The sequence below is a fragment of the Halomonas dongshanensis genome, from assembly GCF_024790395.1.
GTDB classification, from domain to species: domain Bacteria; phylum Pseudomonadota; class Gammaproteobacteria; order Pseudomonadales; family Halomonadaceae; genus Vreelandella; species Vreelandella dongshanensis.
In genome coordinates, this window is the sequence record NZ_JAJISC010000001.1 from 74,700 (window position 1) to 89,283 (window position 14,584).

A 14,584-nucleotide genomic window follows, 5' to 3' on the forward strand; every position below is an offset into this window, starting at 1 on the left:
TTTGCTGGGAATTACCCATAATTGTGCCCCATGTCACTTTATCTAGGCCTTGCTCATCGCGCGTCGCCGCCGGTTTTTACGCGGCGATGCTGCTGACGCCAGGGCCCGCGGGAGATCTTCATGAGCGGTGCCGAATCCTTCGTTCCCACTCCGCTGCTGCTGTCCGATAGCGCGCGCAAGCGCATCGAAGCACTCAAGGCCGAGGAGAACAACGCCTCCCTAAAGCTGCGTGTCTACGTTACCGGCGGCGGCTGTTCCGGTTTTCAATACGGTTTCGACTTCGCCGATAGCGTCGCCGAGGACGACACCGTGATCGAATTCGGCGGGGCGACACTCGTGGTCGATCCACTGTCGTATCAATATCTCGTTGGCTCTACGGTCGATTTCGAAGAGGGCCTTGCCGGGGCGCGCTTTCGCGTGCAAAACCCCAATGCCACCACGACCTGCGGCTGCGGCGCTTCCTTCATGGTCTAGGCGTCCCAACGTTGATTCCCCACCCCTTCCTGACTTGACGCCTGCCGGGTTTCTCGCCAAGGTTGAAAAGGTCAATAACAGCGCCATGCGACCGTTTTCTTTAACGCCGCTGCGCCATAAAGATCGGGGAAACTACGTTTATGTCTATCACAACACTGCCTACTCACGCCCTACCCACTCGCTCATCTTCTCGTGTTGCTCAGCTCAGCGCTGTCACGCTCGCCCTCGCCTTGGGTGCGGGTACGACGTCGGCACTGGCTCAAACCGTCAATGTCGCCACCGATCCAAGCTTCGTTCCCTTCGAGATGATGGACCCAGAAACGGGTGAAATGGTCGGCTTCGACATGGACATCATCAACGAAGTCGCCGAGCGCGCCGGTTTCGAGGTCAACCTGACCACGATGGAGTTCTCCGGCATCATCCCGGCGATCCAGACCGGCAACCAGGAGATCGCCGTTGCCGGTATCACCATCACCGACGAGCGCGCCGAGATCGTCGACTTCTCCGACCCCTACTACGATTCGGGCCTGCGGATCATCGTACGCAGCAACAACGATGAAGTGACTAGCCTCGAAGATCTCGCCGGGTTGACGATAGGTACCAAGATCGGCTCGACGAGCTACGACTTCCTTCAGCAGGAACTAGGGGAAGACGCCGAGATCACGCCCTACCCAGGCACCTCGGATATGTACATGGCGCTGCTCGGGCGCAACGTCGATGCCGTTTTTTATGATGCGCCCAACGTTGCCTACTTCTCCCAAACCCGCGGCGAAGGGCGCACCAAAGTGGTGGGCGATCTCTACGAGGGGCAGCAGTACGGCATCGTTTTCCATAAGGGCAGCGAGTGGGTGGAGCCAGTCAACGAGGCGCTCGCCAGCATGCGCGAGGACGGCACCTACGACGAGATCTACGAGAAGTGGTTCGGCGAAGCGCCCAGCGCCGACTAAGTTTTCACTCTGACACCTCTACTCAACAGCGCGCTTTAAGCGTTCAGGGCTGGGTGGCTTTGCCCCCGGCCCTGTTGCGCTGGGCGCTCTTGTCCTGCTTTCACTCTGGAGATGTCTCGTGGACGTCACTTTTCAGTTCGACTGGGCGGCGGCTTTTCGCTCCATCCCCTTTCTCTTGCCCGGTATCCCCTGGACCCTTCTGATCTCGTTCGGCGGACTCGCCATCGGCTTCGTCATCGGTATCGTCTTCGGTTTGATGCGTATCAGCCGCTCGCGTTGGCTTAGCATTCCGGCACTGTTCTATATCGAGATCTTTCGCGGCACGCCGATTCTGGTTCAGGTGCTGTTCATCTTCTACGGTCTTCCACAGCTGATCGATCGTCCCATCAATGCCCTCGCCGCCGGTATCGCCGCCATCGCGGTCAACTCCGGCGCCTATATCTCCGAGATCGTGCGCGGCGGCGTGCAGTCGATCGAACGCGGCCAGCGCGAAGCCTCGCTGTCGCTAGGGCTCTCGCGCTCCCAGGCCTTCACCTATGTCATCTGGCCTCAAGCGTTCCGGCGCATGATTCCGGCACTGGGTAACCAGGGCATCATCAGCATCAAGGATACCTCGCTGTTCTCGGTGATTGGCGTGGGTGAGCTGGTGCGTCAGGGGCAGATCTACATCGCCACCACCTTCACTGCGCTCGAGGTCTATTTCATGGTCGCCATGCTCTACCTGGCCATTACCTGGACGCTCTCCATCGTTCTGCGCCAACTCGAGCGCAGAGGCCTGGTCGGACAATAAGGAGTGCTAATGAATACCCCTCAACGGCCGACCCACGGCCAGCCCATCGTCGAGATGCGCAAGCTCAACAAGCACTTTGGCAGCCTGCACGTACTCAAGGAGATCGATCTTAGTGTCACCCCCGGCGAGGTCGTCGTAGTCATCGGCGCCAGTGGCTCGGGCAAGTCAACCTTGATTCGCTGTATCAACGGCCTCGAAGAGTTCCAGTCGGGTATGCTCGATGTCGATGGCAACCGGCTCGTGCCGCTAGGCAAGAGCACCAAGGCGCTGCAGACCATCCGCACCGAGGTGGGGATGGTCTTTCAGCAGTTCAATCTCTTTCCCCATCTGAGCGTGCTCGACAACATCACCCTGGCGCCAATGAAAGTACGCGGTCAGAGCCGTCAAGAGGCCGAGGCGACCGCCAAGCGGCTACTCACCCGTGTCGGCATTGCCGACCAAGCGCAAAAGCTGCCCACCCAGCTCTCCGGCGGTCAGCAGCAGCGTGTGGCGCTGGCTCGGGCGTTGGCCATGGAGCCACGGCTAATGCTCTTTGATGAGCCCACCTCGGCGCTCGACCCCGAGATGATCGGCGAGGTGCTCGATGCCATGCGCGAGCTGGCGCGCGAGGGTATGACCATGGTGATCGTCACCCACGAAATGGGCTTCGCCCGCGAAGTAGCCGACCGCGTCATCTATATCCATAAAGGCGAGATCACCGAGCAAGGCCCCCCTGAACAGCTCTTCGACGCGCCTCAACACGAACGCACCAAGAGCTTCTTGGCCCGGGTGCTCAAGCACTAAATCAGCGTTCCAAACCGCTATTTTTTCTTGGCCCATCCTCGCGGTGGGCTTTTTTTTGCCTGTGGATATCATTTTTAGGATTTTCATCTCGCCTTGCTGAAAGCCCCGGCATGGACACGTTTCATGACGACGTGGATAACCTATCGAGTTGTTCACAGTCGCGGTGACAAGCCCGGTATGCGCAGGTGGATAACCCCGGGCACGAAACCGCTGTGAACAACTCGCCACTTCATCCACAGGCAAACCACCGCTCGTCAAACGCTGATCGGCTGCTTTTACGCAGAGTTATCAATACTCCAATATATTGATAATTAAAAAATTAGTGTGGATATCCACAGAAAATGTCCACACCATTAATCACTACAACAACAGAACTTCTTTATATTCTTTTTTTATGTATTGATTGTTAATCAGTGTGGTGAAAACTCCGTGTGGAAAAACCTGACGGTTACCCACAGGAGGTTTATACTGGCGGGCTTATTTACCCCTGTTGCTCAACGGCGCCTTTAGGTAGGCGTCCATCCGTGCCGCTAGGCGCAAGACGAGGTGTCTTTTGAATTACCCCGACCGCTTTGACGTTATTGTCATCGGCGGTGGCCATGCGGGAACCGAAGCCGCACTGGCCTCTGCTCGCATGGGCTGTCAAACCCTGCTGCTCACCCACAACATCGAGACGCTCGGCCAGATGTCCTGCAATCCCGCCATCGGCGGGATCGGTAAGAGCCATTTGGTCAAAGAGATCGATGCTCTGGGCGGAGCCATGGGGCTGGCAACCGATTTGGGTGGCATCCAGTTTCGCGTGCTCAACGCCCGTAAGGGCCCTGCGGTACGCGCCACCCGCGCGCAGGCCGATCGCATACGTTACAAAGCCGCCATTCGCGGCATGCTGGAAAACCAGCCCAACCTGACGCTGTTTCAGCAGGCCGCCGGTGATCTCATCGTCGAGAACGACACCGTGCGCGGGGTCGTCACCGAAACCGGCATTCGCTTTCTTGCCGAGAGCGTCGTGCTGTGCACCGGGACCTTCCTGGGGGGCGTCATCCATATTGGCCTCGAGCAGAGCCGCGGCGGTCGCGCGGGTGACCCGCCCTCCAACGCCCTGGCCGAGCGCCTGCGCGCCTTGCCGTTTCGCGTTGACAGACTCAAGACCGGAACGCCGCCGCGTTTGGACGCCAAGAGCATCGACTTTAGTCAGCTCGAAGAGCAGCCGGGCGATACGCCGACGCCAGTGATATCGTACTTAGGTAGCCGCGAGATGCATCCGCGCCAGGTGAGCTGCCATATCGCGCACACCAATGAGCGCACTCACGAGATCATCTTCGCCAACCTCGACCGCTCACCGATGTATTCCGGCGTTATCGAAGGCGTTGGCCCGCGCTACTGCCCGTCGATCGAAGACAAGGTGCACCGCTTCGCCGATAAGTCGAGCCACCAGGTCTTCATCGAGCCCGAGGGTCTGGATACCCACGAGCTTTACCCCAATGGGATCTCCACTTCGCTGCCGTTCGATGTCCAACTGCAGGTGGTGCGCTCGATCAAAGGCTTGGAAAACGCCCATATCACCCGGCCGGGATACGCCATCGAGTACGATTTCTTCGATCCGCGCGATCTCAAGCACTCGTTGGAAACCAAATTTATCCACAACCTCTTTTTTGCCGGCCAAATCAACGGCACGACAGGCTACGAGGAGGCTGGCGCTCAAGGGCTTCTGGCCGGACTCAACGCTGCCCGCCGCGCCAAGTCGCTCGAGGCCTGGGCGCCCCGGCGCGATGAGGCCTATCTGGGCGTGCTGGTCGATGACCTGATCACGCTCGGCACCAAAGAGCCCTACCGCATGTTCACTTCGCGGGCGGAGTATCGCCTGCTGCTGCGCGAAGACAACGCCGATTTGCGCCTGACCGAAACCGGTCGCGCGCTAGGGCTCATCGACGATACCCGCTGGGCGGCGTTTGCCACCAAGCGTGAAGCGATCGACAAAGAGCGTACGCGCCTAGAGAGCACCTGGGTGCAGCCTGAAAGCCCTGCGGCCAAGCGCATTGCCGAGAAAACCGGCAAGACGCTAGGCCGCGAGTATCGCCTCGCTGATCTGCTCAAGCGCCCCGAACTCGTGTATGCCGACATCGCCGCGCTGCCGGGGCTCGAAGGCCACTGGGTCGAAGACGAAGCGGTCGCCGAGCAGGTGCAGATCCAGGCAAAATACCAGGGCTATATCGACCGACAGCAGGAAGAGATCGACAAGCTCAAGCGCCACGAAGCCATGCCGCTGCCTGCGGATCTCGATTACCTCAAGGTCGAAGGGCTCTCCCATGAGATTCGCCAGAAACTTGGCGAAGCCCGGCCCGAGACCCTGGCCCAGGCCAGCCGTATCTCTGGTGTGACGCCAGCGGCGGTGTCGATTTTGCTGATTCATTTGAAAAAGCGCCGGTTGATCGCCAACGCCGAGGTAGCCAACGGATGAGCTTGCCTGCCGAGGTGGCCAAACGGCTCGATCACGGGCTTGCCGCGCTTGAAATCGAAGCCGATGGTGCGCAGCGTGAACGCCTACTCGGACTCGTTGCCCTGTTGCACAAGTGGAACCGGGCTTATAACCTCACCGCAGTGCGCGATCCCGTCGAGATGGTGTCCCGTCACGTGCTCGATAGCGCCGCCGTGCTGCCTTACGTGCGCGGCCCGCGTCTACTCGACGTTGGTGCGGGCCCTGGGTTTCCGGGGTTGGTGCTGGCGATTTTGGCGCCGCAGCTCAAGGTCACGCTGCTCGACAGCAACGGCAAGAAGGTGCGTTTTCAGCGCCAAGCGGTAATGGAGCTTGGGCTCGACAACGTCGAACCGACCCAGGCCCGCGTCGAAGCCTTCGACGTAGCGCCTTTCGAGCAAGTGATTTCGCGCGCCTTCGCAAGCCTTGGCGACTTCGTCACCCTGACCCGTACGCTGGTACGCCCCGACGGCGAGTGGCTGGCGATGAAGGGCCCCGGCGCCGATGAGGAGCTGCGCGACGTGCCAAGCGACGTGCGTATCGCAGCGCGCCATACGCTTTACGTACCGGGCGATCATGCCGAGCGACAGCTACTGCGGCTGACCCCCCTACCGATGCCAGAAGGAGCGGAGTAAGTGACCCAGATCATTGCCCTGACCAATCAGAAAGGCGGCGTGGGCAAGACCACCTCCGCCGTCAACCTGGCGGCGAGCCTGGCCGGGCTCGACCGGCGCGTGCTACTGGTGGATCTAGACCCCCAGGGCCACGCCAGCATGGGTAGCGGTATCGACAAGCACGCGCTCGAGGTCAGCGTGCTCGACGTGCTTCTGGGTGAGGCGTCGGCAGCGGATGCCATCGCGCGTGATCTGCCGGTCAAGTTCGACGTGCTGCCAGGCAACGGCGATCTGACCGCCGCCGAGGTCGAACTGTTAGACAGCGATGAGCGCCAGAGCCGCCTTGCACAGGCGCTGGCGAGCGTGGCGGGCGACTACGACGTCATTCTGATCGACTGCCCGCCGTCGTTGAACATGCTCACCGTCAACGCCCTGACCGCCGCCAACGGCGTGCTGATTCCGCTGCAGTGCGAGTTCTACGCCCTCGAAGGGCTCTCGGCGCTGCTCGACACCATCGAACAGATCAAGCAGAGCGTGAACGCCGAGCTTGGGGTGAGCGGCATCCTGCGTACCATGTACGACAAGCGCACGAGCCTCACCCGCGAAGTCGACAAGCAACTGCGCGACTACTTCGGCGATGCACTTCTCAAGACCACCATTCCGCGTAACGTGAAGGTAGCCGAGGCGCCGAGCCACGGCGTGCCGGTAACTCAGTACGCGCGTTTTTCACGAGGCAGCCAGGCGTACCGCGTGCTGGCCAAAGAGATGATTCGCCGCTTGGCGCTGTAATCACGAGGGAAAGCGAATGACGCGTAAACGCGCGCTGGGACGTGGCCTGGATGCCCTGATCGGGGCGGGAGCCCGCCGCCGAGACACTCTGGAACTAGCGGGAAACCCCACCGAGCCTACCGCTTCGCAGGCGCAGGCCGCTGCTGCCAGCGAACCCGAGGAGCGTTTGGAGCGTTTGCCCCTGGGCCAGCTTACTCGCGGTAAGTACCAGCCGCGCCGCGACATTCAACCCGAAGCGCTAGAAGAACTGGCCGACTCGATTCGCGCCCAGGGCGTCATGCAGCCCATCGTCGTGCGCCCTGTAGGCGAGCAGCGCTTCGAGATCATCGCCGGGGAGCGCCGCTGGCGCGCCGCTCAGCTCGCCGAGCTCGACGTCATTCCAGCGGTGATCCGCGAAGTCAGTGACGACGTTGCGCTGGCGCTGGCGTTGATCGAGAACATCCAGCGCGAGAACCTCAATGCCATCGAAGAGGCGCTGGCGCTCAAGCGCCTGGGCGAAGAGTTCGAACTCACTCAGCAGCAGATTGCCGATGCCGTAGGCAAATCGCGCACCCAGGTGGCCAACCTGCTGCGCTTGCTGGCGCTCGACCCCGAAGTGCAGACACTCCTCGAGCGCGGTGATTTGGATATGGGCCACGCCCGGGCGCTGCTCACGCTTTCGCCCGGCCAGCAGCGCAAAATTGCCCATGAAGTGGTCAACAACGACCTCACCGTGCGTGCTACCGAAGCGCTGGTGAAGAAACTGCAAAGCGAACCCACTGCAGTAAAAAGCGCCGAACGCGTCAACAAGGGAGCCGACATCGCTCGCCTCGAAACGCGGCTGGCGGAAGTGCTCGGGGCGCCCGTTTCCATCGATCACTCCCCGCGTGGCAAAGGCAAGCTAACCATTCGCTACACCAGCCTCGACGAGTTGGACGGCATTTTGGCGCACATTAAGTAGCAGGCTATTCAAAATCGCCACGATAGCGACAAGTTTTAGCGCTTTGGTCGCAGGAGAAGCGCGTTAGAGCCAAAATCGGTGCAACTTCGGTTGAAGGTGTGATAGCGCTTCCCTATAATCCCGCAAGATTTACGCAGGCGTCGAATATCGACCCCACGCCATCACTTTTACGCCACCAAGACCACTATGCGACGAATGGAAGTCTCTAGACGCCGGGTACTGGTTCAACGGTTGGCCGTGATTCAATTCTGTATGATGGCGGTGGGCGCGCTGATCGGCTATTTGCTCGGCGCGCGTGCAGGTGCTGTTTCCGTGTTGACGGGAATGCTGGTGGCCATCCTCCCCCACGCCTTCTTCGTCGCCCGTATGGGCTGGTTGAGATCCAGCCAACGTAGAGTGCGCAGCGCACAGAAGTTGTTCGGCGCCGAACTCGGTAAGTTTGGTTTGACGGTGGCACTGTTCGTAGTGGTGCTGAGCCTAGCGCCCCCTTCAAACCCCGCTTTGTTTTTCATCGCTTATGTCGCGATTCTCTCCACGCATTGGCTGATTCCTTGGCTCATGCCGGAACATCGCGCAATCAATTGAGGTAGATGCCCATGGCAGCAGGAAATGAAGTCTCCGCGACTTACTATATCCAGCACCACTTACAGAACCTGACCTTTGGTCATCATCCGGTCAATGGCTGGTCGCTGGCGTCGACCTCTGCCGAGGCGACCGAAATGGGGTTCTGGGCGATCCATCTCGACACCATGGGCTGGTCGATCGCCATGGGCGTTCTGTTTCTGTGGCTCTTTCGCAAGGCCGGCAAGATGGCAACCACTGGCGTGCCGGGCGGTTTGCAAAACGGCGTCGAAATGGTCATCGAGTTCATCGAGAACCTGACCCGCTCTACGTTCCACGGTCAAAACAAGAACATCGCGCCGCTGGCGCTGACGCTGTTCATCTGGATATTGTTGATGAACAGCTTGAAAATCATTCCGGTCGACTACTTCCCCGTGCTGTTTGCCAAGCTCGGCGTCGATTACATGAAGATCGTCCCCACTACGGACGTCAACGCCACGCTTGGCATGGCGCTCGGTGTGTTCATGCTGATCATCTTCTACAGCGTCAAGGTCAAGGGTGTCGGTGGTTTTGCCCGCGAGCTTTCGCTAACGCCGTTCAACCACTGGCTGCTGATTCCCTTCAACCTACTGCTCGAGATCGTCTCGCTGCTGGTGAAGCCCTTCAGCCTGGCCATGCGTCTATTCGGTAACATGTTCGCCGGTGAGGTCATCTTCATTCTGATCGCCCTGTTACCGTTCTGGGCCATCTGGCTGCTCGACGTGCCGTGGGCCATTTTCCACATTCTGGTGGTGACACTGCAGGCCTTCATTTTCACCACGCTGACCGTGGTGTACCTGAGCGCCGCTCACGAGCACCACTGAACCAAGCAACGCTAACGATTCCATCAACCCTCAACCCTTAACCAATACTTGAACTCAGGAGCAACATCATGGAAATGGTCTACATCGCAGCTGCCATCATCATCGGTATGGGCGCACTGGCTACTGGCATCGGCTTCGCCATCCTCGGCGGCAAACTGCTCGAATCCACCGCGCGTCAGCCGGAGCTGGGTGACCAACTGCAGACCAAAACCTTCATCATGGCCGGTCTGCTCGACGCCGTGCCGATGATCGGTGTCGGTATCGCGATGTACCTGATCTTCGTTGTCGCCGGTTAATGACGCACTACCGAGTGCTTGCCGCTCGGTATTGTTTCACTCCGGTCGCCACGAACTTGTCAGAGGTACATCCCTGTGAATATCAACATGACGCTAATCGGGCAGACGATCGCCTTCGCGATCTTTGTCTGGTTTTGCATAAAGTATGTGTGGCCGCCGATCAGCAACGCGCTCCACGAGCGTCAGAAGAAAATTGCTGACGGCCTGGATGCGGCGAGCCGTGCGACGCGTGATCTCGAACTCGCTCAGGAGCAGGCATCACAAACCCTGCGCGAAAGCAAAGAGCAGGCATCGCAGATTCTCGAGCAGGCCAATCGTCGCGCTGCTCAGATCGTCGAGGAAGCCCGCGTTGAAGCGCGCGCCGAAGGCGAGCGTCTGATTGCTGGCGCGCGCGCCGAAATCGAGCAGGAAGTCCATCGGGCGAAAGACGAGCTGCGTGCCCAGGTGTCTCATCTGGCCATCGTCGGCGCCGAGCGCGTCCTCGAAGCCTCCGTCGACGAAAAAACGCATCGCGAGCTGCTCGATAAGCTGGCTGCTGAACTGTAAGGAGGTGAACCATGGCGGAACAATCCACCGTCGCTCGTCCTTACGCCAAAGCGGCGTTCGAATACGCGCGCGATCATGGGGTGCTCGATAGCTGGTCCGAGTCGCTTGCTTGGGCCGGTGCCATCGTCAAGGAGCCCCAGGTAGCCGTACGACTGGGTAGCGCCAAGCTGACCGCTGAGCAGAAAACTAAGCTTTTGACCGAACTTCTGGCCGATAAGGCCGACGACGGTTTCAAGCGTTTTCTAGCGACACTTGCCGACCAGCGCCGTTTGATGACGCTGAGCGCCATCGCTACTCACTTCGAGCACCTTCGCGCAGAGCACGAACAGCGTATCGACGTCACCGTGGTTTCGGCCTACAAGCTGGACAGCAAGCAGCAAACCAAGCTTGCGAATGCGCTTAAAAAGCGTCTGAACCGCGAAATCTCCATTACCACTCAGGTGGACAAGTCGCTCATCGGCGGCGTCATCCTGCGTGCCGGCGATACCGTCATCGACGGTTCGGTGCGTGGCCGTTTGACCCGTCTATCCGAAGCGCTGACCGCTTGAGTCTGAGGGACATGGCATGCAGCAACTGAATCCTTCCGAGATCAGCGACATCATCAAGCAGCGTATCGAAAAGCTTGACGTCGCATCCGAAGCCCGCAATCAGGGTACCATCGTCGGCGTTTCTGACGGCATCGTGAAAATTCACGGCCTCGAAGACGCTATGTTCGGTGAAATGATTGAATTCCCCGGCAGTATCTACGGTATGGTGCTCAACCTCGAGCGCGACTCCGTAGGCGCCGTCGTCCTGGGCGACTACCTCCAGCTCGAAGAGGGCATGACCGCTACCTGTACCGGTCGTATCCTCGAAGTGCCGGTGGGCCCTGAACTCATCGGCCGCGTAGTCGATGCGCTGGGTAACCCCATCGACGGCAAGGGCGAGATCGCAGCCAAAATGACCGACGCGGTCGAGAAAGTCGCGCCGGGCGTCATCACGCGTCAGTCGGTCGACGAGCCGATTCAGACCGGTTTGAAGTCTATCGACGCCATGGTGCCGATCGGCCGCGGTCAGCGTGAGCTGATCATCGGCGACCGCCAGATCGGTAAGTCGGCGATCGCTATCGATGCGATCATCAACCAGAAAGGCAAGGGCGTCACCTGCGTCTACGTGGCCATTGGTCAGAAGCAGTCGACCATCGCCAACGTCGTGCGCAAGCTCGAAGAGCACGGCGCTATGGGGCATACCATCGTCGTCGCCGCTGGCGCTGCCGATCCTGCCCCGATGCAGTTCCTGGCGCCTTACGCTGGCTGCACCATGGGCGAGTACTTCCGCGATCGCGGTGAAGACGCGCTGATCGTCTATGACGATCTCTCAAAGCAAGCCGTGGCCTACCGTCAGGTGTCTCTGCTGCTGCGTCGTCCGCCGGGCCGTGAAGCCTACCCGGGTGACGTCTTCTATCTCCACTCGCGTCTGCTCGAGCGCGCCGCGCGCGTCAACGCCGACTACGTCGAGAAGTTCACCAATGGTGAAGTGACCGGTAAGACCGGCTCACTGACGGCGCTGCCGATCATCGAGACCCAAGGTGGCGACGTTTCTGCGTTCGTACCCACCAACGTGATCTCGATCACCGACGGTCAGATCTTCCTCGAGACCAACCTGTTCAACTCCGGTATCCGTCCTGCGATCAACGCGGGTCTGTCGGTATCGCGGGTAGGCGGTGCGGCCCAGACCAAGATCATCAAGAAACTCGGTGGTGGCGTCCGTCTGGCACTGGCGCAATACCGTGAGCTGGCAGCCTTCTCGCAGTTCGCTTCCGATCTTGACGAAGCGACCCGCAAGCAGCTCGAGCACGGTCAGCGCGTCACTGAGCTGATGAAGCAGAAGCAGTATTCGCCGCTCTCCGTCGCGGAAATGGGCATTTCGCTCTACGCCGCGAACGAAGGCTTCCTGGACGACGTCGATGTCAGCAAGGTACTGGACTTCGAGCGCGCCCTGCACGACTACATGAAGTCGGAATACGCAGAGCTGCTCGACAAGATCAACCAGACCGGCGGCTACGACGACGAGATCCAGTCGGGCCTCAAAGAGGGTCTCGAGAAGTTCAAGACGACTCAGAGCTGGTAAGGCGCAGGCCCACCTTCGGGTGGGCCGGCATGCTTTTCTGAGAGTCACGAACGAAAGGTAGATCGCTATGGCAGCTGCAAAAGAGATACGCACCCAGATCGGGAGCATCAAAAATACGCAGAAGATCACCAGCGCCATGGAAATGGTGGCTGCATCGAAAATGCGTAAAGCGCAAGATCTGATGAAGGCCAGCCAGCCTTACGCCAAGCAGATTCGCAACGTGGTCGCCCACATTGCCGATGCCAACCCCGAATACCGCCACGACTATATGGTCGAGCGTGACGAGGTGAAGCGGGTCGGCTATATCGTGGTCTCCACCGACCGTGGACTCTGCGGTGGCTTGAACGTCAACCTGTTCAAGGCCGTCATCAAGAACGCCGCCCAGTGGCGCGACCAGGGCGCAGAACTCGATTTCTGTGCTCTGGGCAGCAAGGCTGGCGGCTTCTTCAAAAAGTATGGCGGTAACCTGGTAGCGGCCAAGAGCGGCCTTGGCGAATCGCCCAAGGTCGACGACTTGATCGGTAGCGTCAAGGTCATGCTCGATGCCTACGACGACGGACGCCTCGATCGTCTGTTCGTGGTGTACAACGAGTTCGTCAACACCATGACGCAAAAGCCGGTCGTTCGTCAGCTGTTGCCCCTGTCCACGGACATCGGTGGCGACGAGCAGGATGAAGAAAACGCCCGTCCCGGAAGCTGGGACTACCTGTATGAGCCGGATGCCAAGGCGTTGCTGGATAATCTGCTGGTTCGCTTCATCGAATCGCAGGTCTATCAGGCCGTAGTGGAAAACGGTGCCTGCGAGCAGGCCGCTCGTATGATCGCGATGAAGAATGCGACGGACAACGCAGGTGGGCTGATCGACGATCTGGAGATGGTGTACAACAAGGCCCGTCAGGCCGCCATCACCCAGGAAATTTCCGAAATCGTCGGCGGCGCCGCTGCCGTATAACGCCGAAGGGATCGTCCTGCGGTCCCTGGCTGACAGGTTTCATTTGCAGGTTTTTAAGAGGAACCAAGATGAGCGGACGTATCGTACAAATCATCGGCGCGGTGATTGACGTAGAGTTTCCGCGGGACTCCGTGCCCAAGGTCTACGACGCGCTGAACGTCTCCAATGCCGAGACCGTTCTCGAAGTCCAGCAGCAGCTGGGTGACGGCGTGGTACGTACCATCGCCATGGGCTCTACCGAAGGGCTCAAGCGCGGCATGGAGTGCGTGAACACTGGCGACGCGATCGCCGTACCGGTCGGTACAGCGACGCTGGGCCGGATCATGAACGTACTCGGCCAGCCGATCGACGAAGCAGGCGACATCGGTGAGACCGAGCGCATGCCGATCCACCGCAAGGCGCCGAGCTACGCCGACCAAGCCGCTTCCAACGAGCTGCTGGAAACCGGCATCAAGGTCATCGACCTGGTCTGCCCGTTCGCTAAAGGCGGTAAGGTGGGCTTGTTCGGCGGCGCTGGCGTGGGCAAGACCGTCAACATGATGGAACTGATTCGTAACATCGCCACCGAGCACAGCGGTTACTCCGTGTTCGCGGGCGTGGGCGAGCGTACCCGTGAGGGTAACGACTTCTACCACGAGATGACCGAATCCAACGTCATCGACAAGGTAGCGCTGGTTTACGGTCAGATGAACGAGCCGCCCGGTAACCGTCTGCGCGTAGCGCTGACCGGCCTTACCATCGCCGAGAAGTTCCGCGACGAAGGCCGCGACGTTCTGCTGTTCGTCGACAACATCTACCGCTACACCCTGGCGGGCACCGAGGTATCGGCACTTCTGGGCCGTATGCCGTCAGCGGTAGGTTATCAGCCGACCCTGGCCGAGGAGATGGGCGTTCTGCAGGAGCGTATCACCTCCACCAAGAACGGCTCGATCACCTCCGTGCAGGCGGTCTACGTACCCGCGGACGACCTGACCGACCCGTCACCGGCCACCACCTTCTCGCACCTGGATGCGACGGTAGTACTGGCGCGCTCTATCGCCGAGTTGGGTATCTACCCGGCCATCGACCCGCTCGACTCGACCTCGCGTCAGCTCGATCCGCTGGTCGTCGGCGAAGAGCACTACGACACCGCGCGTGGCGTTCAGGGCGTGCTGCAGCGCTACAAAGAGCTCAAGGACATCATCGCGATCCTGGGCATGGACGAGCTCTCCGATGAGGACAAGCTCACCGTGGCCCGCGCGCGTAAGATCCAGCGCTTCTTGTCGCAGCCGTTCTTCGTGGCCGAGGTCTTCACCGGTGCACCGGGCAAGTACGTCTCGCTGAAGGAAACCATCCGTGGTTTCCAGGGCATTTTGTCCGGCGAATACGACGACATGCCGGAGCAGGCCTTCTACATGGTCGGCACTATCGACGAAGCCGTCGAGAAAGCCAACCAGATGAAGTAATC

General features: G+C 59.9%; 16 protein-coding genes. All 16 read left to right on the forward strand.

From position 1 onward, the window contains the following. Positions 1 to 120 precede the first annotated feature (120 nt). The 16 genes from erpA to atpD all read left to right on the forward strand — a co-directional run bounded on the left by erpA (position 121) and on the right by atpD (position 14,582). Positions 121 to 474 (forward strand): iron-sulfur cluster insertion protein ErpA, encoded by a 354-nt coding sequence (gene erpA, locus LLY24_RS00360; protein WP_259034283.1) that lies wholly within the window; start codon positions 121 to 123, stop codon positions 472 to 474. A gap of 140 nt (positions 475 to 614) precedes the next feature. Then, complete coding sequence (locus tag LLY24_RS00365) at positions 615 to 1,421, forward strand: transporter substrate-binding domain-containing protein (RefSeq protein WP_259034284.1); 807 nt, start codon at positions 615 to 617, stop codon at positions 1,419 to 1,421. Positions 1,422 to 1,539: 118 nt separating this feature from the next. Then, positions 1,540 to 2,211 carry an amino acid ABC transporter permease gene (locus tag LLY24_RS00370; RefSeq protein ID WP_259034285.1) on the forward strand — a complete coding sequence of 224 codons (672 nt, stop codon included), beginning with the start codon at positions 1,540 to 1,542 and terminating at the stop codon, positions 2,209 to 2,211. Between the two features lie 9 nt (positions 2,212 to 2,220). Beyond that, a complete protein-coding gene (locus tag LLY24_RS00375) occupies positions 2,221 to 2,994 on the forward strand; it encodes an amino acid ABC transporter ATP-binding protein (RefSeq protein WP_267135153.1) in 774 nt (257 codons plus the stop codon). 553 nt (positions 2,995 to 3,547) lie between these two features. Then, positions 3,548 to 5,452, forward strand: a complete 1,905-nt coding sequence (mnmG, locus tag LLY24_RS00380) for a tRNA uridine-5-carboxymethylaminomethyl(34) synthesis enzyme MnmG (protein ID WP_259034286.1) — start codon at positions 3,548 to 3,550, stop codon at positions 5,450 to 5,452. Next, positions 5,449 to 6,102 (forward strand): 16S rRNA (guanine(527)-N(7))-methyltransferase RsmG, encoded by a 654-nt coding sequence (gene rsmG / locus LLY24_RS00385; RefSeq protein WP_259034287.1) that lies wholly within the window; start codon positions 5,449 to 5,451, stop codon positions 6,100 to 6,102. The genes mnmG and rsmG overlap by 4 nt, the downstream gene beginning before the upstream one ends. Further along, entirely contained in the window at positions 6,103 to 6,870 is a 768-nt protein-coding gene (locus LLY24_RS00390; protein ID WP_259034288.1) for a ParA family protein, read from the forward strand. Between the two features lie 16 nt (positions 6,871 to 6,886). After that, complete coding sequence (locus LLY24_RS00395; RefSeq protein WP_259034289.1) at positions 6,887 to 7,810, forward strand: ParB/RepB/Spo0J family partition protein; 924 nt, start codon at positions 6,887 to 6,889, stop codon at positions 7,808 to 7,810. Between the two features lie 237 nt (positions 7,811 to 8,047). Continuing rightward, positions 8,048 to 8,395 (forward strand): ATP synthase subunit I, encoded by a 348-nt coding sequence (locus tag LLY24_RS00400; RefSeq protein WP_259034878.1) that lies wholly within the window; start codon positions 8,048 to 8,050, stop codon positions 8,393 to 8,395. 11 nt (positions 8,396 to 8,406) lie between these two features. After that, positions 8,407 to 9,234, forward strand: coding sequence for a F0F1 ATP synthase subunit A (atpB, locus tag LLY24_RS00405; RefSeq protein WP_259034290.1), 828 nt, complete (start codon positions 8,407 to 8,409; stop codon positions 9,232 to 9,234). Positions 9,235 to 9,302: 68 nt separating this feature from the next. After that, positions 9,303 to 9,530: a F0F1 ATP synthase subunit C gene (gene atpE, locus LLY24_RS00410; RefSeq protein WP_259034291.1), complete on the forward strand. Its 228-nt coding sequence runs from the start codon at positions 9,303 to 9,305 to the stop codon at positions 9,528 to 9,530. Between the two features lie 75 nt (positions 9,531 to 9,605). Next, complete coding sequence (locus tag LLY24_RS00415) at positions 9,606 to 10,076, forward strand: F0F1 ATP synthase subunit B (protein WP_259034292.1); 471 nt, start codon at positions 9,606 to 9,608, stop codon at positions 10,074 to 10,076. A gap of 11 nt (positions 10,077 to 10,087) precedes the next feature. After that, positions 10,088 to 10,624: a F0F1 ATP synthase subunit delta gene (locus LLY24_RS00420; protein ID WP_259034293.1), complete on the forward strand. Its 537-nt coding sequence runs from the start codon at positions 10,088 to 10,090 to the stop codon at positions 10,622 to 10,624. A gap of 16 nt (positions 10,625 to 10,640) precedes the next feature. After that, complete coding sequence (gene atpA, locus LLY24_RS00425; protein ID WP_259034294.1) at positions 10,641 to 12,185, forward strand: F0F1 ATP synthase subunit alpha; 1,545 nt, start codon at positions 10,641 to 10,643, stop codon at positions 12,183 to 12,185. 67 nt (positions 12,186 to 12,252) lie between these two features. Further along, complete coding sequence (gene atpG, locus LLY24_RS00430) at positions 12,253 to 13,137, forward strand: F0F1 ATP synthase subunit gamma (RefSeq protein WP_259034295.1); 885 nt, start codon at positions 12,253 to 12,255, stop codon at positions 13,135 to 13,137. 68 nt (positions 13,138 to 13,205) lie between these two features. After that, positions 13,206 to 14,582, forward strand: a complete 1,377-nt coding sequence (atpD, locus tag LLY24_RS00435) for a F0F1 ATP synthase subunit beta (protein WP_259034296.1) — start codon at positions 13,206 to 13,208, stop codon at positions 14,580 to 14,582. Positions 14,583 to 14,584: the final 2 nt, after the last annotated feature.